Raw genomic sequence first — 17,745 nt, 5'->3', positions numbered from 1 at the left:
CTATGGCAAAAATAGATCTTATAGACAATGGCTGGGTCGACCTTGTGTTTGAAGGTAAGAACCAGGCTTATGGAGCTTATCAATTGCGCAAGAACACAGGTGCCCGTAACCTCAAGGCCCTCATCGTCATGTTTGTGGCTTTCTTCATCATCGCCGCAATCGTGTATGCGAAAGTCTCTATTGAGAACTATATCGCTTCACAGAATGCAGCTATTGAGGCTGACGTAGAGTTGGCAAGTCTGGCAGACAAGCAGGAAGCCAAGGCCGAGAAGAAAGACGAGCCCGAGGTTGAGAAGATTGAGATTGAGAAAGTCAAGAGCTCTGTAGCTTTCACCGTTCCTGAAATTAAGAAGGACGAGGAAGTGAAGGAAGAGCAGGAGATGAAGTCTCAGGAGGAGCTCCAGGAAACCAACACCGCTATCGGTGCCTTCACAGTAGAGGGTAACGACGAGGCAGCAGGTGATGTGCTCAAGGTCAAGGAGACGATTGCAGAACCAGAGCCCCCGAAGGTAGAGGAGACCAAGGTCTTCGACGTCGTGGAGGAGATGCCTTCGTTCCCTGGCGGTCAGTCTGCTCTGCTCGAGTATCTGTCGAAGAACATCAAGTATCCGGTAGTCGCCGAGGAAAACGGTGTGCAGGGTCGTGTCGTTGTAACCTTCGTGGTTGAGCGCGACGGTTCTATCACCGACGTGAAGGTTGTCAAGAGCGTTGACCCATCACTCGACAAGGAGGCTCAGCGCGTGGTTAGAACCATGCCTCACTGGATTCCTGGTAAGCAGAACGGATCGGCAGTACGTGTGAAGTACACCGTACCTGTGACCTTCCGTCTTCAGTAACCTGAATTGAAATGAACGCATTCAACAAATTCACAAGATTAGTTGGATTAACACTTATATTAGGCTTGTTCCCAGGATGTGGGAACAAGCCTAATCCTGCTTTAGAGGAGGCTTATCAGAAGGCTGCCAGCGTATTGGCATCCGATGAGAGTTTCTACCCCATCATTGACGAAGAATTGTACTATTTCACGACGCAGACTCTTGACTCCATCACACCTCTCTATATCAACGAGCAGGATGCGGTGAAGAAACTGATGAAGATCGAGACTTTCCTGGCCTTCACCACCCGTGACTTTACGGAAAAAGAGCGTCAGAGTCTGAAAGACCGGAAGTACTTGCCAAGAGCGATACCTATCGCGTATGACGGTCTGGCAATCATCGTCAATAACGCCAATCCCGACTCATGTATCACCATCAAGGATTTCCGACGCATCCTGAAGGGAGAGGTAACCCAGTGGAACGAAATCTATCCACACAACAAACTTGGCGATATCGACGTGGTGTTCGACAACCCCCTGTCAAGCACCGTGCGTTGGTGTGTCGATTCAATCCTCGGAGGACAGCAGTTCAGTACGGGGAAGAATATCGGTGCCGTGAAAACAAGCGCAGCCGTCATCGACTATGTTGAGAACCACGTAAACTCTCTTGGTATCATCGGCAGCAACTGGCTTAACGACAAGCGCGATACGACCAATGTCACCTTTAAGAAGAACATTAGTGTGATGGGGGTATCCAAGATGGACTCAGCAAAGAGCTATAACAGTTGGAAGCCCTATCAATATTACCTATATAACGGCAACTATCCTTTACGCCGTACCATCTATGCGCTACTTAATGACACGCGCAACGGAGTTCCTTCAGGCTTCGCCCATTTCGTACAACTGCCCAAGGGACAGAAGATCATTTTACGTGCAGGACTGCTCCCGAGATCGGCCAACATGAACGTACGTGACGTCATCGTCAACAAAGAGTGATTAAACTTTTCAGATGATCAGACGTCATACAAACAAAGGAGATGAAGATATCAATATATGTATAACTTAAAAAATGAGAATTATGAAAACAATTAAATATCTTTTAATGGGTGTGTTGCTGGCAGGTTTCAGCGCCACCGCGAATGCACAGGAAGAAGAGCTCAACGCTGTTCTTAATGGTATCAAGTCAAAGGCTCCTAATGTGGCCGAGTTAGCAAAAACTGCTTATAAGAAGAATAAAAAGAATCCGGAGGCTCTCTTGAAGATCGGTCGGGCTTTCTATGCAGAGAAAGATACGGCTAATGCTCGTCGCTTTGCAGAGTATGCCAACGAAGCAGGAAAGCCCAAGTATCATTTTGCACCGGCTTATCTGCTGTTAGGTGATATCGAAGCCACTTATGGTACCGACGGTGGTAAAGCTGCAGGCTTCTACAACCAGGCTATCAATTTCGACCCTAAGAACCCGGATGGCTACAAGAAATGGGCTATGGTATATCGCAAGATCAGTCCTTCTCAGGCAGCCAAGAAACTTCAGGAGATGAAGGCTAACTGTCCCGATGAGGATGTGGATGCATTCACCGCCCATATCTATATGCTGGCAAACGACGAGAAGCAGGCTTACGAGAACTATGTGAAGGCTGACATCAACAAACTCGACAAGACATACCTTAACGAGTTCGTACGCTGCAGCTATTTTACTGGTCATTTCGAGGATGCACTCCGCGCTGCTGAGGCAGGTCTTAAGATTGAGCCACGCAACCCGGTGTTCAACCGTCTGGCAATGTTCTCAAACTATGAGTTGAAGAACTATGAGGCAGCCAAGAGCTATATCAATAAGTACTTCAACGAGACCGATAGTGCCAAGTTCTCTGAATATGACCACTACTACACTGCCCTGATCTATCAGGCTCTCGATGACAAGGAGAATATGTATCTCCACTATGATAAGGCTCTGGAGCTGGTCAACGAGTCATCGATGATTAAGCGTTGGGCTATTCTGAAGAGTGTTTCCGACTCCTATCTCAAAGATAAAGACTTCGACAACGCCATCAATTACTACGAGCAGTTCCTGGCCAGCAAGCCTGAGTTGACATTCGACGATAACGAAGGCCTGGCAACCATCTACTCTAAGTATGCAGAGGCTGATGAGACCAAAAAGACGGAGTATATGAACAAGGCTATCGAACTGTACAATGCCCTGGCAGAGAAATACCCCGTTCAGGAGATCTATGCCACATACATGGCCGCCAGCTTGAACAGCAAGCTCGACAACGACATGAAGAAGAATCTGGCAAAACCAGGATACCAGAAAGTGATAGAACTCCTTGCCAACAAGGCAGAGCGCACGAACGGTGAGAACATCATGCTGAAGACCAGCTACCACTATATGATGTTCAACAGCTACATCAACAAGAATGTTGCTGCCGCCAAGGACTACGCAGATAAGATTCTAGCTATCGACCCTGAGTATAAACAAGCTCTCGAGATTAAGAAGTTGAAGTAAGCAATATCCCGATAAGAATCAGAGGTGCCTCCATATGGAGGCACCTCTGATTCTTTTTATACGACAGGCCGTATTTATTTGTTTATAAATACCACCGCCATAAAACAAAGATGTGCCTCCATCTCTGGAAGCACATCTTATTTTGTTATATCCTTATCTAATTAGGGAAGGCTGATAGCCTCAGAAGGACAAACGCTTGCACAAGTGCCACACTCTGTGCAAAGATCGGGATCGATAGAATACTTCTCACCCTCAGAAATTGCCTCAACGGGGCACTCACCCTGACAAGTACCGCATGCGATACAGTCGTCACCAATTACATATGCCATAGTCTCTAAATGATAAATTAATAATGTTAATACTCACTTTTAGTGACGCAAAGGTACGACAAAATCCCGAATAATACCAAAAATTAGGTAGATTTTTATATAATTTATACGATGTCGAAATAGTCTATCACATAATAACTGAGGTAATTCTGCGTTATTGTTTAGGAGTAGAAAAGAGAAAGAAAACAAGACGCATGCGAAAAGGCATTTTCATCATATTACTGACCGTTGTTCTTGCCGTCATTACGGCAAGGGGACAGGTGCGTACCGTCCAACACAGACCATATACCGACCTGCGCCCATTACATTTTGGTATTCTGGTGGGGATGAACATGCAGGATATTGAGTTCACAAATCTCGGTCCCCAGACCATCACGCAAGAAGACGGAACAACAGCCGAGCGGACGATCCTCTGCGATGCAGATCGATGGAGCAGTGGTTTCAGCGTGGGTGTACTGGCCGACCTGCGTCTGCACACACATCTGAATCTGCGCTTCTCGCCGACCATGCATTTCGGAGCGAAGCATCTGTCGTTCAGAGACCCGTCTGCCCTTGACCAACAAGGACAACCAAGCATTCAGACACAAGACATGAAGAACACCTATATATCCTTCCCTGTCGATCTGAAATTTTCCGCTGAGCGTTGGAACAACTACCGCCCATACATGATTGCCGGTGCTAATCCGATGATAAACCTGACCAGCAAGAGTCAGGATTACATACAACTGAAACGGTCTGATCTGTTTCTTGAACTCGGCGTTGGTTGCGACTTCTATCTTCCGTTCTTCAAACTAATCCCCGAACTTAAATTCTGTTATAGTCTCAGAGACGCCCTTGACCACGGTCATTCTGACGAATTGAAAGACGCGAACAAACGTATATATACAAATGCTGTGGCCAGTGGCCACAGCAAAATGATTGTATTGACATTCTATTTCGAATAACGATTCTTTCTCGCCTTATTTTGCCAAATCAAGAACAATCTTACCCACAAAGACGCCGTGTTTTCCATTCTGGTCAACCGGAATCTGTTTGCCGTTCTTGTCGGGTGTATACTCCATGACAGGCATATAAGTATGGGTATGACCTCCCAAAACGAGATCGCAGCCTTCCGTCAGACCGATGAATTTCGCATCGTCATATTCGCCCCCCCAACCGAGGTGTGAGATACAGATAACGACATCGCACTTCTCCTGCTTCCGGAGGATATCGATGTATTTCTGGGCCGTCTCCGCAGGATCAAGGTAAACAATACCCTCACAGTTGCCATCGAAGACCAAACCCTTCATCTGAGGCGCAAGGGCAAAGAAACCAATCTTAACACCATCACGTTTGATCGTGATATATGGTTTAACCAAGCCCTCAAGCACCGTACCCGTACAGTCGTAGTTGGAACAGACGATGGGGAAGTTTGCCATCCGAAATAGTTTGGCCATATTGTCAAGTCCGAAGTCAAACTCATGATTACCGATGGTTGCGGCATCATAACCCATCTCATTCATCAATCCGACCTCTACCTCTCCTTTAAACAAAGTGTAATAGCCAGATCCCTGAGAGAAGTCACCGCTGTCGATAAGCAGGAGGTTTGGATGTTGCTGACGTTGTTCCTTCACCATATTAACACGACGAAGGAAACCACCACGTCCTGCCAAATCCTTATTATCAAGATTCTCGTTCAATGGCATGACCGTGGAATGAGTGTCGTTGGTATGGAGTATCACAAGCTGCTTTTTGCCCTTGGCACTTACCGACACAGAGGTCAGCAGTGCAACTATTATCATCAAATATATACGTTTCATATCTGTCCTTTGCTTCTTATTGACTATTCTGTTGAACCTCACTTATCCCGTTTCACGATAATACGTCCTTCGACCTTCGAGTCCACGACTTCGCCACAAGCCAGTTTCTCACGGAAATAATTCATGATCAAGAAACGGGTATTGTTACTCGCCTCACCGGGGGCCACAATATCACGGCCTTGTCCGAGGGCAGGCATACCGTCGTTGCCTTCGATCAGATAGTTGATCGTAGCCACGCGATAGTCAGCCTTAGGATCAATCTCCTGACCATGCAGTCGAGCAGAAAGCAGTTCCCCACTCTTAGTGATGACAAGTTCTGTGCCGCGACTCACGCCCTCTCCTCCCCGACGGGCGATCTGACGAAAAAGATCCATCATCTGCTCACCAGTCAGCGTGACGAAGCATATCTTGTTCTCGAAAGGAGCAATATCGAGCACATCACCATAGGTTACGTCGCCTTTCGTAAGATCAGCTCGAATACCACCCATATTATAGATGCCGAGCACAGGAGACTCATTGTAATCCTTAGCTGCCCAAACCAAGATATCAGACACGAGGTTAGACAGATCACTCTCCGGACGATCAGGATGCATATTGTGGGCCACAGCCCCAACAACGGGTCCCATAATACTGTCGTTCACACGCTTATATGGTGCGATAAAGCGAGCAGCAGACTCGTCGGGATGCTCATCGTAACGGCTGTCGACAATGACTCGTGTGCGTTCAATACCGACGATCTGATAATGCTTAGAAGCGCACGAGAGCATCAACATCGGAACAAATACACCAAGAAATATTTGCTTTTTATTCATAATTTGTAGTTTTATTGGGGCAAAGTTACACAAAGTTGAGAGCAAAACAAAGAAACTCGTTTCTTTTTTTGCCGAGTGCATGTAATTTCGCCACCTTTGATGGCAAAGTTACACAAAAATAGAGAAGAGAACAAACGTACCTTTGAGCTTCACTCTTAGGTACTTCCGTTCGAAAAATACAAAAAAGTTCCACTTTTATTTGTTTTTTTGCTCACTTATTCGTACCTTTGCACCCGCTTTTCGGCGTAATCGCTGGCAGGAAGTAACGAGTTGCCTGTTATGTTGCGTTGGAACGATACAACAAATTTAATTAGTTAAAGTACAAATGGATTTAATTAAAGTTGCTGAAGAAGCATTTGCAACCGGCAAGAAGTTCCCAGAGTTCAAGGCTGGTGACACGATTACTGTCGCTTACAAAATTATCGAGGGTTCTAAGGAGCGTATCCAGCTCTATCGTGGTGTGGTCATCAAGATTGCAGGCCACGGAGACAAGAAGCGCTTCACCGTTCGTAAGATGTCTGGTACTGTAGGTGTGGAGCGTATCTTCCCCATCGAGTCACCGAACATCGAGAGCATTGAGATCAACAAGGTTGGTAAGGTTCGTCGCGCTAAGCTCTACTATCTGCGTAAGCTCACTGGTAAGGCTGCTCGTATCAAGGAGAAGCGTCGCGCCATTACAGCTGAGTAATCAGCCTATCGAAAGAATAAGAAGAGATGCCTTTCAAACGAAAAGCATCTCTTTTTATTTGTAGTTCTCGTCGGCACTGGTATCACCATGAAGCGCATCTTGGAATGAGTCCCAGTCCTGAAAGCCGGCCAACAGCGACAGACGATCGAGCATCTTCCTGTCCGGTTTACGAAGAATCTCCTTCTCTACCGCCTCCAACAGTTTGCGGAGGGCAACACGTTTTTTCTCCATAATAATCTGTTTGTATGGTGCAAAATTACAACTTTTTTTTGTAATTTTGCACGCGAAAAGGAATTTATCGCGATCAAAATGAAAGAATTAGCACTCAAGTACGGATGTAATCCGAACCAGAAACCCTCACGTATCTTCATGACAGAGGGTGAGCTCCCCATCGAAGTGATTAACGGTCGTCCAGGATATATTAATTTCCTCGACGCGTTCAATGCCTGGCAGCTAGTGAAAGAGTTGAAGGCAGCCACCGGTATCCCGGCCGCCGCCTCGTTCAAACACGTAAGCCCCGCCGGCGCAGCTGTGGGACTACCTCTCAGTGATACCTTGAAGAAGATCTATTTTGTAGACGACGTAAAGGACCTGGACGAGAGTCCTATCGCCTGTGCCTATGCCAGAGCCCGTGGTGCCGACCGTATGTCGAGCTACGGTGACTTCGTGGCCCTTTCCGACACCTGCGATGCAACGACTGCTAGGTTGCTAAAACGTGAGGTGAGCGATGGTGTCATCGCTCCGGATTTCACACCCGAGGCTATTGAGATCCTGAAAGACAAACGTAAGGGTACCTATAATGTCATCAAGATTGATCCCAACTATGTGCCAGAGCCTATCGAACGTAAGCAAGTGTTCGGTATTACCTTTGAACAGGGTCGTAATGAGATTAAACTTGACGATGATGCTCTCTTCGAGAATATGCCCACACAGAACAAGACCTTCACACCGGAGGCTAAGCGCGACCTGATCATCGCCCTGATTACACTGAAATATACACAGTCGAACTCTGTCTGCTACGTGAAAGACGGACAGGCTATCGGCATCGGAGCTGGACAGCAGAGCCGTATCCACTGCACACGTCTGGCAGGTAACAAGGCCGACATCTGGTGGTTGCGCCAGCACCCGAAAGTGATGGCACTGCCCTTCAAGGAAGGTATCCGCCGTGCCGACCGCGACAACACTATTGATGTTTATATCTCAGAGGATGAGCACGACGATGTTCTCCGCGATGGTGCTTGGCAGCAGTTCTTCACCGAACAGCCCGAGGTACTGACGATGGAAGAGAAGAAAGCATGGATTGCCAAGAACACGAAGGTGGCACTTGGCTCAGACGCATTCTTCCCCTTTGGCGACAATATCGAGCGCGCCCATAAGAGCGGTGTGGAGTTCATCGCCCAGGCAGGTGGTAGCGTGCGCGACGATCATGTGATCATGACCTGCGACAAGTACGGCATTGCCATGGCCTTCACGGGGGTACGTCTGTTCCATCATTAAGCAACAGATTTCACAGATTATATATATGGACGATTTTCAGAAGATCCTCGAGAACGGCATTAACTTCGGTCGTGGTGGCGACAAGCCGAAAGACGACGGTAAGGTGAAGACCAAAGCCAAGAAAAAGCAGTATATCACCGGTGCCCACGGCAGCGGTTCTGCACGGCAGAAGGCCAAGTATCGCGAACAGCGTGCCAACAGGCATAAGAAATAAGTTCTATAGCACACTACAATGCAAGTGGCGCCTACCTCAAAGGTAAGCGCCACTTGGTGTTTTATCAGGAGTCTGTACGCTTAGAACGTCAGTTCCTGACCACGATAGAACTCGAGGAGTGCATGCTGATAGAGATTCTCATAACGAGCCTGAACTAAATCTGATTCAGCTTTCAGGTAAGCATTCTTAGCCTCATTAAACTCTGTGATGGTTGCCTTACCGTTTTCATACTTAGCTTGCATCAGGGTAAAGGCATCCTTTGAACTTTGGAGAGCCTCCATAGAAGATTTCTCCTTCGTCTGAGCATTCAAGGCATTATAATATACCTGCTGAATCTCTTTATATAAGGTCTTTTTGGTGTTTTCAACCTGCAATTGCTGTGTCTCTCGCTGTATAATAGCATCACGCACCCTATTGCGTGTCTGAAAACGGTTGAAGATTGGAACATTCAAGCTCAGGCTGACCCCCTGCTTGAAGTTTCCGTCAAACTGCCTTCCCATACTATTGGGCTCTACTGAGCTATAGTCCGTACTCATATTTGCTCCAAAAGAGAGCGTTGGATAATGAGCAGACTTAGCAATCTTGATATTATGATTGTAGGCTTTCAAACGCAACTGCTGAGCAACTATCTCAGGCTTAATACCCAAAGCTTCTGCATAAATCTGATCAGGTGTGACCTGAAGAGCAAGAGCATTAGACATTTCTTCGGGAATAGGACGTACAATCGTGAAATCATCAGGGGTCGGCAACTCAAGCAACTGCGTAAGCGTAAGCAAAGCCAGACGCGTGTTATTATCGGCCTGAGTAGCTGTCAGTCGACTATTAGCCAAAGCCGCGTTCTGCTGTGAAAGCTCAGCCTCAGATGCTTTGCCATTTTCCACAAAAGCCTGAAGACGCTTCACTTGGGCAGAATCAATCTCGATCTGGCGATGAGCCACGTCAGAGATCTCCATGTCATAGAGGATCTGGACATAAGCCTGAGCCACCTGCATACGGACATCATTCTTTGCCTTCTCTAAATCAGCTGTATAAGCTTCAAGGTTCAGCTGACTCATCTTGATCTCATTAGGAATACGAAAACCCGTAAAAAGAGGCATACTGGTACTGAGATTTAACGACGTACCGTTCGAATTCCTACTCACATAGACATTATCGGGAGTCAAACTACGACCGAAACTGAAACTCTGGCTTACACTACCACTGAGATCCGGTAAACGAGAGTTCTTGGCCGTAGAGACCTGCAGTTCCTGCTGACGACGCTGATTATCTTGCTGTTTGATACCGATATTATGCTCCACCGCATAATCGCAACACTCACGCAGAGTCCACTGTTTGGGTTGTGCAGAACTCAAGGTGCAATACATCATGCACAATGCACAGAAAATGTTTTTCCTCATCTCTTATACTATTTATTTTGTATCATCTGCTATAATCTCCGGGCCACGCACCTTATCCTTAGTGGTAACACCCTTCTTTATCTCGATATTCACACCGTCAGAGAGCCCTGTCTCAACCAACGTACGCTCATAGGTCTTCTGTTTCCCATTACCTTTAATAACATAGACAAAGGTAGAATCGCCACTGAACTCAATAGCGCTCTCTGGTATGCTAAGCACCTTCTCGGCCTTGGAAAGTACGATCTCAGCATTTGCACTATAGCCAGAACGAATCTTGCCGCCTTCTGTGAGCTTCACAGCAGCCTTGATCTCAAACTGATTAGCCCCATTGTTCTCAACAGCCTTCGGAGAAACATATTCCAAGGAAGCATCGAAGCTCAGATCCTGCAAGGCGCCGATAGTAATTTTCATAGGCATGCCGTTTACCAACTGTCCGACCTCAGTCTCGTCGATATTACCACGGAAGATCAGGTCATTCATGTTAGCGACAGCGGCAATAGTGGTACCATCATTAAAGGTGTTAGCTAAGATGACCGAGTTACCCACCTTCACTGGGATGTCGAGGATGACACCCGAGATCGTTGAACGGATGAGTGTAGATGAAGCCTTGGCATTCGACTGTGACACGCCATCGCGCACGACCTGAAGTGCATCTACAGCAGCTATCTTCTCTTCCTTAGCCTGCTGAAGACTCTGTTTCACCTTATCGAACTCATCGGCAGATACTAGCTTTTGGTTATAGAGGTTCTCCTCACGGGTATAATTAATCTGTGCCTGCTTCAGATTGATCTCAGCCAGACGCACACGTCCCTCTGCACTGGAGAGCTGTCCCATATCAGGAATCACCTTCACCTTAGCAATCACATCACCAGCGTTCACGTAGTCGCCTGGTTCCTTATACAACTCAGAGATAATACCCGAGATCTGCGGTTTCACATTCACCTCGTTGCGAGGCTCTATCTTACCGGTGATAATCGTTGTCTTCTGGATGTTTTCCATCTTGGGAGTGAACTCGTTGTAGACAACTTCCTTAGGCTGACCCTTCTTCCAAAGGAACACGAATGTTCCGATGAAGATCAAAGCGATAATCGCTGCGATAATAAGCTTTCTGTACCTTTTCATAACTATTTATATTTTTTCTTTTTTTTACATTCTTACTTCTTTCCTTTTATTCGTCGCGCATAGCATCTACAGGTTTGATACTCATGGCACGGGCAGCAGGAGCTAATCCTGCCAATACTCCTAGCGTGCTTACCACGAAGCCACAGAAGAGGGCTGTCCAGAAGCCCACCTGATAATGGGTGGTAATCATTCCATCTTCCATACTTCCTGTCTCGAGCATCTGAAGTATCATGACTCCAAAAAAGATGCCGCTCATACCTGCCACCAGCGTTAACACGATACTCTCTGAGATAATCTGTGAGAGAATCACCCTGGGCGTTGCCCCGATGGCACGACGAATACCGATCTCCGTTGTCCTCTCACGCACAGTCACCATCATGATATTAGACACACCGATGGCACCTGCCAGCAACGTTCCGATACCCACAAGCCAGATCAGTAAGTTCAAACCCGACATCAGACTGTCAAGCATCTGGAATACCACTTCCGTATTGAGCAACATCGCACCCTGTTCGTCTGTGGGATCGATATAGTGAGCCCTTGCCACGGTTGCACGGATACGGTCTGATATTTCCGACATCACAACACCGGGCTTTGCAGTAACGCCAATCAAATGTACTTGATTGCCCAGATTATAGACCTGTCGCATCTGAGAGAACGGCAAACAAACACCCGTTCCTGGCTCTCCGCTAAAGCTTATGCCTTCTGCTGCGCCAAAGTCTACACCCACAATCTGATAATAGGTAGAGTCAATCCGTATTGATTTTCCACAAGGATCGCCTCCATCCTTAAACAACTCTTGATATACCTTCTTCTGGATGACGCAAACCTTTCTGCGCTCCTTAATATCCATCTCGTTAATGTAACGTCCGTAGCGTAACAACGGATCTTGTATGGCACGGTATGTAGGCTCCACACCTGACACACTAATAGTCGCCTTTCTGTCGCCATAATAAGCAAAACTACTGTTACCAAACAAAATGGGTGTCACCACATCGAGTTCGGGCACCTGTTGCTTGAGTCGTGCGATATCTTTATAATCCATGTTCCAACTACGGCCCTTGCGGAATCCCTTGTAAGGCTTCGACGTGTTCTGTGCCCAAATCATGGCTGAGTTTGTTGCGAAGCCCTGAAAATTCTTTTGAATCTGCTCCTTAATACCTGAGCCTCCGCCAATGAGAACAATGAGCATGAACACACCCCAAAACACGCCAAATCCCGTCAGGAACGAACGCAGCTTGTTGCGAGTCAGCGTGTCGAGAATTTCTCTATATGAATCTATATCTATTTTCATAATCTTATTCTGCTCTTAATGCCTCAATGGGGCGGATTTTACTTGCTTTAAAGGCTGGGATAAGACCGGCGATAGTTCCGGCAATCACCATGACCATCGTTGCTTCGATACACACATCCAGTCCTACCGTCGGGTTAATGAACATCGGCATCGAACCCGCTCCGAAGTCAGCCACTCTATGTCCTACCGTAGCATCCATATATTCATTAGCAGCTATGCCCAGAACCATACCTATATAGCCAAAGAAGGTGGTAATGATCACGCTCTCAACGATAATCAATTTCAGAATGTTCCAAGGTTTAGCACCAATGGCCTTACGAATACCGAACTCGTGAGTTCTCTCTTTCACCGTGATAAGCATGATGTTCGACACACCCACGATACCAGAGAGCAATGTCAGAAGTCCAACCACCCAAAGCGCCGTATGGATAACTTTTACCGCCAGATCCATCTGAAGACTCTGTCTGTAGTTATTACGGATCCAAATGGCACTTTCATCTTCAGGATGTACATGATGATTCTCATTCAGACGCTTACGGTAGCCCTTCTCAAATTCTAAATTCTCTCCGTCGGATTCCAGGCCATGGAAAGTAAACTCGATACGTCCTGCATCATCGTTCTTAGCTCCATAGATGCGCTTGATAGCCGAATAGGAAGAATAAGCATCCGCACGGCTGTTTTCTCTTTCCTTATAGATACCAACTACCTTATATGCGAAATTACCCACCTTAACATATTGCCCCACCAGATTCTTATAGTCCTTAGGGCAAAGCTCTTTTGCTTGCTTATTACTCACGATAAGCACCTTACGACTCTGTTTTATATCAACATCGTTGATAAAACGGCCGTAAAGCATCTCCATCTTCTCAATCTTTGTATGATTTGGGTAGACACCACAGACGGAGGTTGATATATATTGTTGTCCCCGACTGACAACAGCAACAACACGATACTGCGCACCCACCTCGTCGATATTCTCCTTGAATTCTGTCTCTGTAGTGCTGATGTCGCGCTTCTGAAGATTGATCCAGCGACCTTCCTTGAGACCCCGATAGGCCTTTGAGGTCTCGCCACCATATACAATCATCGATGACGACAGGAAGCGCTGATTCTGCAAGATGGTGGCATTGATGAGACCATTACCTGAGCCCAGCAGCACGAGTAGCATGAAGATGCCCCATGCCACAGCAAAGCCTGTAAGCGCAGTACGCAGTTTATTGCGTCTGGCCGTTGACCATATTTCACTTGCTATATCTCTCATAACCTGTTTACTTCATCATGCCGTTGATACCGAAGGGACTTGCATTGTGCTCGAGGTTCTCCTCAATCTGTCCGATGATACCATCCTTGATATGTACTATCTTGTTCGTCTCATTTGCCACACCACTCTCGTGAGTCACCACGACAATGGTCATTCCATCGTCCTGATTGAGTTGCTTGAGCAACTGCATCACCTCCACGGAGGTCTTCGAGTCAAGTGCGCCCGTAGGCTCATCGGCCAGAATGATCTGTGGTTTGGTGATGAGTGCTCTGGCTATCGCCACGCGTTGTTTCTGTCCTCCCGACAGTTCATTAGGATAGTGTCCTGCCCACTCAAGCAGTCCCAGACGATCCAGGTATTCCATGGCCATCTGATGACGCTTACGGCGCGACACGCCTTGATAAAATAATGGCAACTCAACGTTTTCCACGGCGGTTTTAAAAGAGATGAGATTAAACGACTGGAATATAAAACCTATCATATGGTTACGATACTCAGCCGCCTTCCGCTCCGAGAGATTCCAGATAGGCACACCATTGAGTTCATAGGTCCCCGAGTCGTAGTTGTCGAGAATTCCTAAGATATTCAATAAGGTACTCTTACCTGAGCCCGATGCACCCATGATGGATACGAATTCTCCCTTCTTGATATCGAGTGAGATACCCTTTAGCACATGAAGCGGCTGCGCTCCCTGATAGGTCTTGTTAATGTCTTGTAAATGAATCATATATTTTATTCTACCTTAGTTCTTGCACGTTCGACGCACAAAGTTACCGGAAAGTTGCAGATTTTCGAAGAAAAAAACATTTATTTAACACTCTGTAAGCTTTTGTAGGCTTCTGCAACATCTTCGATGGATATATCGAGCAATTGCATCTGGCGGAACAGTTCCGGCAGACTTTCCTTCATAAACGCTTTCTTGCGAGCCTTGAGTATCTGTTTCCTCGCTCCCGGGGTCACGAAGTAACCCAGTCCACGTTTGTTGTAGATAACCTCCTCGCGTGACAATTGCTCGTAGGCCTTTACTGCGGTATTCGTGTTCACCTCGAGCAGTACGGCATACTCGCGTACGCTGGGGATGCGATCATCGTCTTTATATACACCCGAGAGGATCTCCTCACACAGCCGATCGGACATCTGGATGTAAATGGGTTTATCATTTGTGAAATTCATAATTTATCCACTTTTTAGTTATTAACTCGAATGCTTTGAAAATATGGAACGATGCCCAGTAATTTACCACAGAGAACACAGCGAAGAATGTTGTAAGCACGTAGGCCATGGTGCCTACATTTTCAACCTTGCCAACACCTTCTACGTAGTAGGTACAGAACATGCTGATTTCATGGTTTTTTGAAAACCAAGCCAGCATGGTAAGACCTATCACCATCACTATACTTGTAATCACAAACGCATTCTTGCGCAGTATTGTTCCACCAAGAGTAAAGAAAGAGTGCAGCCATGCAAGACCGCTTACCAAAAATGCCAGTCCTGCCAGACGATAGCCTAAAGAATGAGGCGCAACCATGCCACCAGATGATATCATATCGATCAAGTAGGGATAGGTAAAAGCATGCCACGAATCACCATAGACCAAAGCACGAAACACCACACGCAACGTATCGCCTACCCCAAACGACAGAACCATCATAAGGATACCTGATACGGTAGCATAAATAGTGGCAGACAAGAACTTCTCCATATTCGTTGCTGGCAGCATGAGGAATGCATGGCGACGAGGTTTCTTATCCAACTCAACAAAAAGATTACAGATACTAACCATTACACCTATGATCAGGTACACCACAAAGAATCCTGCCAAGGCAGCAAATTCCCGACCATCACGAGACCCACCTGTACGAATCACCGGCAGCAGCATCAGCTCGCCAAGGAAAACACCCAGCGTAAATCCCAAGGTCCACATCAGCAATGAGCGGAAGTTTACGCTTATTTTCCAGCGCAAAGTCTTTCCAAATCTATTCATATCGAAATTATTCATCACTTCAATTCTAAAATTATTAAACTCTTCAGTTCTTCACAGGTTTACAAATTTACCAATATTCTGTGTGCGACAGAAGAGCTTGTACGACAACCAGTAGTTCAGGATAGCCCATATGCCGTAAACAGCATCGGATATGTATAGCTCCGGGGTAACATGACCATCTTTCATGATTTCCCCACTGCTGAAATTGGGGAACAACCATGTCTGTACCATCGACAAGAAGATGAGTACCAAGATGGTAAGAATCCACGAATACTTAGCCGAACGGAAGAAGGTTGCTCCAAGTGCAAAACATGAATGGAACCAGACAAACGTAATAATCACCATGCTAAAAATATTAACCTTCACTGAGTCCACGCATTCCCAGTTAATTGAGAAGGTCTTCATGTGACTTGCAAGAATACCTATTACGAACTGCGGATTGTTACCTATCAGCCAGTTAATCACATACTGCACCAAGTCAGCGCCAAAGCAACCAATAAGCCAAAGACCGAATAAAACTATCCAAGTAGCGTATCGCATCAGGTACTTCTCAAAATTAGAGGCTGGCAACAGCAACAGGGCCTGCTTGTCGTATTTTCCTTTCATGCTGTAAAACATCATCGATGGACCCATGGCTATCTGAAGAAACAACATCATCACCACAACCACACAACAAGGTTTATAGCCCGTATCAGCACCTTTCAGCCAGTAAAAACTCGTGGTAAAAAACAGGAATGTCAGCGTCAATACCACAAACATCTGAAGAAACATACGCATGTAGAAGCTCTTGTCGTTAGTGAGCGACCAGCGTGCCACCTTTCTAAACCTATGTATATTAAACTGTATCATATAATTACGTGCCTTATGTTCTTTATATCAAATCTTCCCTTCGTTTACAGCATTAAACAGCAGTTCCAGATTAACATGAGTTCCAGAACTATCCTCCTTACGAGGTGCAATCACGGCATTACCCTGAAGCGAAGGCTCGGCATAAAGAACATCGTCCATCTCGGCAGGTGTACGATACTCAAAGGTGAACTTCTCCTGAATATCAGCCACACTGGCATCAAGCAACAACTTCTGTGGCGAGAGAATCAGGATATGATCAAGAAGTGATTCCACATCGTGCACCTGATGGGTTGAGATTATCAACGTGCGATCACCGCTCATATACTGGGCAACCACTTTACGGAACAGGCTCTTCGAAGGTATATCAAGACCATTCGTCGGCTCATCCATCAGCAGCACCTTGGTATTGGTAGCAAGCGCGAAACTCATAAACACTTTCTTCTTCTGTCCCATCGAGAGGGCATTCAACTTCAAGTCGCTGGTCAGCTCAAAATCCTTCAAGCAGCCCTCCAGTACGGCAGTACTGAACAAGGGATAGAAGGGACGGTTAATCTTTACATACTCATCGAGCGACATGGCGGGTAGGTCAAACTCCTCAGGTACGATAAAGATGTCCTGCAAAGTTTCAGGGCGGCGCAGCTTTGTCTCGACACCATCAAAGCTCACGGTACCCTTCTTGGGGCGCAACAGTCCAGCTATCAGGTAAAGCAGGGTGCTCTTACCCGTACCGTTCTTACCCAGCAGACCATAAATATTGTCCTGTTTCAGTTTCAGACTGAAATCATCGAACACCAGGCCCTTCTGACCTGCATACTTAAAACTAATGTTGTTTACTTCAATCATAATCGTTTTATCTTGTTATTATTAATCTCTGTTATAGTGTACCACAATAATAGTACACTGCAAAAGTAAGACTTATTTCCTTTCCATCCAAATAATTAAGAAAGAAAAAACAGATAATTAATATTCTTTAAATCTCCTGCCTCGCGTATTCCTTATTTAATATACTTATATCACCTGTCATTTCACCTTCTTTCCTTATCAACGGATTGTAGTTTTTTAACAATACAGGAGCCCTACGTTACAAAACTTTTCGTATCTTTGCACCAACTAAATTCTTCTCCCATCATGAACGGCCAAACAAAGAAAAGAGCAAGGCTGCTTTTCACAGTTCTCCTGATATGT

General features: G+C 46.2%; 20 protein-coding genes. 7 read left to right on the top strand and 13 right to left on the bottom strand.

Annotated elements, in window-relative coordinates; translation table 11 throughout:
- The first annotated feature begins 2 nt into the window (after window positions 1-2).
- The 3 genes from BLU99_RS09105 (at window position 3) to BLU99_RS09095 (ending at window position 3,314) form a co-directional block, all read left to right on the top strand.
- Window positions 3-836 carry an energy transducer TonB gene (locus tag BLU99_RS09105; protein ID WP_091901301.1) on the top strand — a complete coding sequence of 278 codons (834 nt, stop codon included), beginning with the start codon at window positions 3-5 and terminating at the stop codon, window positions 834-836.
- 11 nt (window positions 837-847) lie between these two features.
- On the top strand, window positions 848-1,810 hold the full coding sequence (locus BLU99_RS09100; protein ID WP_091901299.1) for a PstS family phosphate ABC transporter substrate-binding protein: 963 nt from the start codon (window positions 848-850) through the stop codon (window positions 1,808-1,810).
- Window positions 1,811-1,892: 82 nt separating this feature from the next.
- Window positions 1,893-3,314 carry a tetratricopeptide repeat protein gene (locus tag BLU99_RS09095; RefSeq protein ID WP_144006123.1) on the top strand — a complete coding sequence of 474 codons (1,422 nt, stop codon included), beginning with the start codon at window positions 1,893-1,895 and terminating at the stop codon, window positions 3,312-3,314.
- Window positions 3,315-3,475: 161 nt separating this feature from the next.
- On the opposite strand, the gene BLU99_RS09090 is transcribed toward BLU99_RS09095, so the two are convergent.
- Window positions 3,476-3,643: a 4Fe-4S binding protein gene (locus BLU99_RS09090; RefSeq protein WP_091901294.1), complete on the bottom strand. Its 168-nt coding sequence runs from the start codon at window positions 3,641-3,643 to the stop codon at window positions 3,476-3,478.
- Window positions 3,644-3,837: 194 nt separating this feature from the next.
- Here BLU99_RS09090 and BLU99_RS09085 point away from each other — a divergent pair, with 194 nt between their 5' ends.
- Window positions 3,838-4,587: a type IX secretion/gliding motility protein PorT/SprT gene (locus BLU99_RS09085; RefSeq protein ID WP_091901292.1), complete on the top strand. Its 750-nt coding sequence runs from the start codon at window positions 3,838-3,840 to the stop codon at window positions 4,585-4,587.
- A gap of 15 nt (window positions 4,588-4,602) precedes the next feature.
- On the opposite strand, the gene BLU99_RS09080 is transcribed toward BLU99_RS09085, so the two are convergent.
- The gene (locus BLU99_RS09080; protein ID WP_091901290.1) at window positions 4,603-5,442 is read right to left on the bottom strand and encodes a bifunctional metallophosphatase/5'-nucleotidase; all 840 of its coding nucleotides are present in this window, start codon (window positions 5,440-5,442) and stop codon (window positions 4,603-4,605) included.
- 38 nt (window positions 5,443-5,480) lie between these two features.
- Complete coding sequence (locus tag BLU99_RS09075) at window positions 5,481-6,254, bottom strand: 5'-nucleotidase C-terminal domain-containing protein (RefSeq protein ID WP_091901288.1); 774 nt, start codon at window positions 6,252-6,254, stop codon at window positions 5,481-5,483.
- A 325-nt stretch (window positions 6,255-6,579) separates the two neighbouring features.
- Between BLU99_RS09075 and rplS the strand changes: the two genes are divergently transcribed.
- Entirely contained in the window at window positions 6,580-6,942 is a 363-nt protein-coding gene (gene rplS, locus BLU99_RS09070) for a 50S ribosomal protein L19 (RefSeq protein ID WP_036909694.1), read from the top strand.
- Between the two features lie 54 nt (window positions 6,943-6,996).
- On the opposite strand, the gene BLU99_RS12305 is transcribed toward rplS, so the two are convergent.
- Window positions 6,997-7,173: a hypothetical protein gene (locus BLU99_RS12305; RefSeq protein WP_176771104.1), complete on the bottom strand. Its 177-nt coding sequence runs from the start codon at window positions 7,171-7,173 to the stop codon at window positions 6,997-6,999.
- 78 nt (window positions 7,174-7,251) lie between these two features.
- Here BLU99_RS12305 and BLU99_RS09065 point away from each other — a divergent pair, with 78 nt between their 5' ends.
- Complete coding sequence (locus tag BLU99_RS09065; RefSeq protein ID WP_091901286.1) at window positions 7,252-8,439, top strand: phosphoribosylaminoimidazolecarboxamide formyltransferase; 1,188 nt, start codon at window positions 7,252-7,254, stop codon at window positions 8,437-8,439.
- Window positions 8,440-8,464: 25 nt separating this feature from the next.
- Window positions 8,465-8,653, top strand: coding sequence for a hypothetical protein (locus BLU99_RS09060; RefSeq protein WP_091901285.1), 189 nt, complete (start codon window positions 8,465-8,467; stop codon window positions 8,651-8,653).
- A gap of 80 nt (window positions 8,654-8,733) precedes the next feature.
- Here the strand turns inward: BLU99_RS09060 and BLU99_RS09055 are convergent, their stop codons facing one another.
- The 9 genes from BLU99_RS09055 to BLU99_RS09015 all read right to left on the bottom strand — a co-directional run bounded on the left by BLU99_RS09055 (window position 8,734) and on the right by BLU99_RS09015 (window position 17,403).
- Entirely contained in the window at window positions 8,734-10,050 is a 1,317-nt protein-coding gene (locus BLU99_RS09055; RefSeq protein ID WP_255397525.1) for a TolC family protein, read from the bottom strand.
- Between the two features lie 12 nt (window positions 10,051-10,062).
- Window positions 10,063-11,172, bottom strand: coding sequence for an efflux RND transporter periplasmic adaptor subunit (locus tag BLU99_RS09050; RefSeq protein WP_091901281.1), 1,110 nt, complete (start codon window positions 11,170-11,172; stop codon window positions 10,063-10,065).
- A gap of 46 nt (window positions 11,173-11,218) precedes the next feature.
- The gene (locus BLU99_RS09045) at window positions 11,219-12,466 is read right to left on the bottom strand and encodes an ABC transporter permease (protein WP_091901279.1); all 1,248 of its coding nucleotides are present in this window, start codon (window positions 12,464-12,466) and stop codon (window positions 11,219-11,221) included.
- A gap of 4 nt (window positions 12,467-12,470) precedes the next feature.
- Entirely contained in the window at window positions 12,471-13,727 is a 1,257-nt protein-coding gene (locus tag BLU99_RS09040) for an ABC transporter permease (RefSeq protein WP_091901277.1), read from the bottom strand.
- 7 nt (window positions 13,728-13,734) lie between these two features.
- Window positions 13,735-14,454, bottom strand: a complete 720-nt coding sequence (locus BLU99_RS09035) for an ABC transporter ATP-binding protein (protein ID WP_091901275.1) — start codon at window positions 14,452-14,454, stop codon at window positions 13,735-13,737.
- An 80-nt stretch (window positions 14,455-14,534) separates the two neighbouring features.
- Window positions 14,535-14,900, bottom strand: a complete 366-nt coding sequence (locus tag BLU99_RS09030; RefSeq protein WP_091901273.1) for a GntR family transcriptional regulator — start codon at window positions 14,898-14,900, stop codon at window positions 14,535-14,537.
- Window positions 14,884-15,711, bottom strand: coding sequence for a hypothetical protein (locus tag BLU99_RS09025; protein ID WP_144006122.1), 828 nt, complete (start codon window positions 15,709-15,711; stop codon window positions 14,884-14,886). The genes BLU99_RS09030 and BLU99_RS09025 overlap by 17 nt, the downstream gene beginning before the upstream one ends.
- Window positions 15,712-15,762: 51 nt before the next feature.
- A complete protein-coding gene (locus BLU99_RS09020; protein ID WP_091901269.1) occupies window positions 15,763-16,560 on the bottom strand; it encodes a hypothetical protein in 798 nt (265 codons plus the stop codon).
- Window positions 16,561-16,587: 27 nt separating this feature from the next.
- Window positions 16,588-17,403 (bottom strand): ABC transporter ATP-binding protein, encoded by an 816-nt coding sequence (locus BLU99_RS09015; protein ID WP_091901267.1) that lies wholly within the window; start codon window positions 17,401-17,403, stop codon window positions 16,588-16,590.
- Between the last annotated feature and the right edge of the window lie 342 nt (window positions 17,404-17,745).

The organism is Prevotella sp. lc2012, assembly GCF_900107065.1.
Classification (GTDB): Bacteria; Bacteroidota; Bacteroidia; order Bacteroidales; family Bacteroidaceae; genus Prevotella.
Note: the sequence above shows the minus strand (reverse complement) of the source record. Positions and strands in the feature narration are given on the sequence as shown.

Coding starts and splice junctions, on each gene's coding strand:
- rplS (WP_036909694.1), top strand. CDS start 6,580: ATGGATTTAATTAAAGTTGCTGAAGAAGCATTTGCAACCGGCAAGAAG.
- BLU99_RS09060 (WP_091901285.1), top strand. CDS start 8,465: ATGGACGATTTTCAGAAGATCCTCGAGAACGGCATTAACTTCGGTCGT.
- BLU99_RS09095 (WP_144006123.1), top strand. CDS start 1,893: ATGAAAACAATTAAATATCTTTTAATGGGTGTGTTGCTGGCAGGTTTC.
- BLU99_RS09015 (WP_091901267.1), bottom strand. CDS start 17,403: ATGATTGAAGTAAACAACATTAGTTTTAAGTATGCAGGTCAGAAGGGC.
- BLU99_RS09080 (WP_091901290.1), bottom strand. CDS start 5,442: ATGAAACGTATATATTTGATGATAATAGTTGCACTGCTGACCTCTGTG.
- BLU99_RS09065 (WP_091901286.1), top strand. CDS start 7,252: ATGAAAGAATTAGCACTCAAGTACGGATGTAATCCGAACCAGAAACCC.
- BLU99_RS09045 (WP_091901279.1), bottom strand. CDS start 12,466: ATGAAAATAGATATAGATTCATATAGAGAAATTCTCGACACGCTGACT.
- BLU99_RS09090 (WP_091901294.1), bottom strand. CDS start 3,643: ATGGCATATGTAATTGGTGACGACTGTATCGCATGCGGTACTTGTCAG.
- BLU99_RS09100 (WP_091901299.1), top strand. CDS start 848: ATGAACGCATTCAACAAATTCACAAGATTAGTTGGATTAACACTTATA.
- BLU99_RS09025 (WP_144006122.1), bottom strand. CDS start 15,711: ATGAATAGATTTGGAAAGACTTTGCGCTGGAAAATAAGCGTAAACTTC.
- BLU99_RS09055 (WP_255397525.1), bottom strand. CDS start 10,050: ATGAGGAAAAACATTTTCTGTGCATTGTGCATGATGTATTGCACCTTG.
- BLU99_RS09050 (WP_091901281.1), bottom strand. CDS start 11,172: ATGAAAAGGTACAGAAAGCTTATTATCGCAGCGATTATCGCTTTGATC.
- BLU99_RS09035 (WP_091901275.1), bottom strand. CDS start 14,454: ATGATTCATTTACAAGACATTAACAAGACCTATCAGGGAGCGCAGCCG.
- BLU99_RS09020 (WP_091901269.1), bottom strand. CDS start 16,560: ATGATACAGTTTAATATACATAGGTTTAGAAAGGTGGCACGCTGGTCG.
- BLU99_RS09075 (WP_091901288.1), bottom strand. CDS start 6,254: ATGAATAAAAAGCAAATATTTCTTGGTGTATTTGTTCCGATGTTGATG.
- BLU99_RS09085 (WP_091901292.1), top strand. CDS start 3,838: ATGCGAAAAGGCATTTTCATCATATTACTGACCGTTGTTCTTGCCGTC.
- BLU99_RS12305 (WP_176771104.1), bottom strand. CDS start 7,173: ATGGAGAAAAAACGTGTTGCCCTCCGCAAACTGTTGGAGGCGGTAGAG.
- BLU99_RS09040 (WP_091901277.1), bottom strand. CDS start 13,727: ATGAGAGATATAGCAAGTGAAATATGGTCAACGGCCAGACGCAATAAA.
- BLU99_RS09105 (WP_091901301.1), top strand. CDS start 3: ATGGCAAAAATAGATCTTATAGACAATGGCTGGGTCGACCTTGTGTTT.
- BLU99_RS09030 (WP_091901273.1), bottom strand. CDS start 14,900: ATGAATTTCACAAATGATAAACCCATTTACATCCAGATGTCCGATCGG.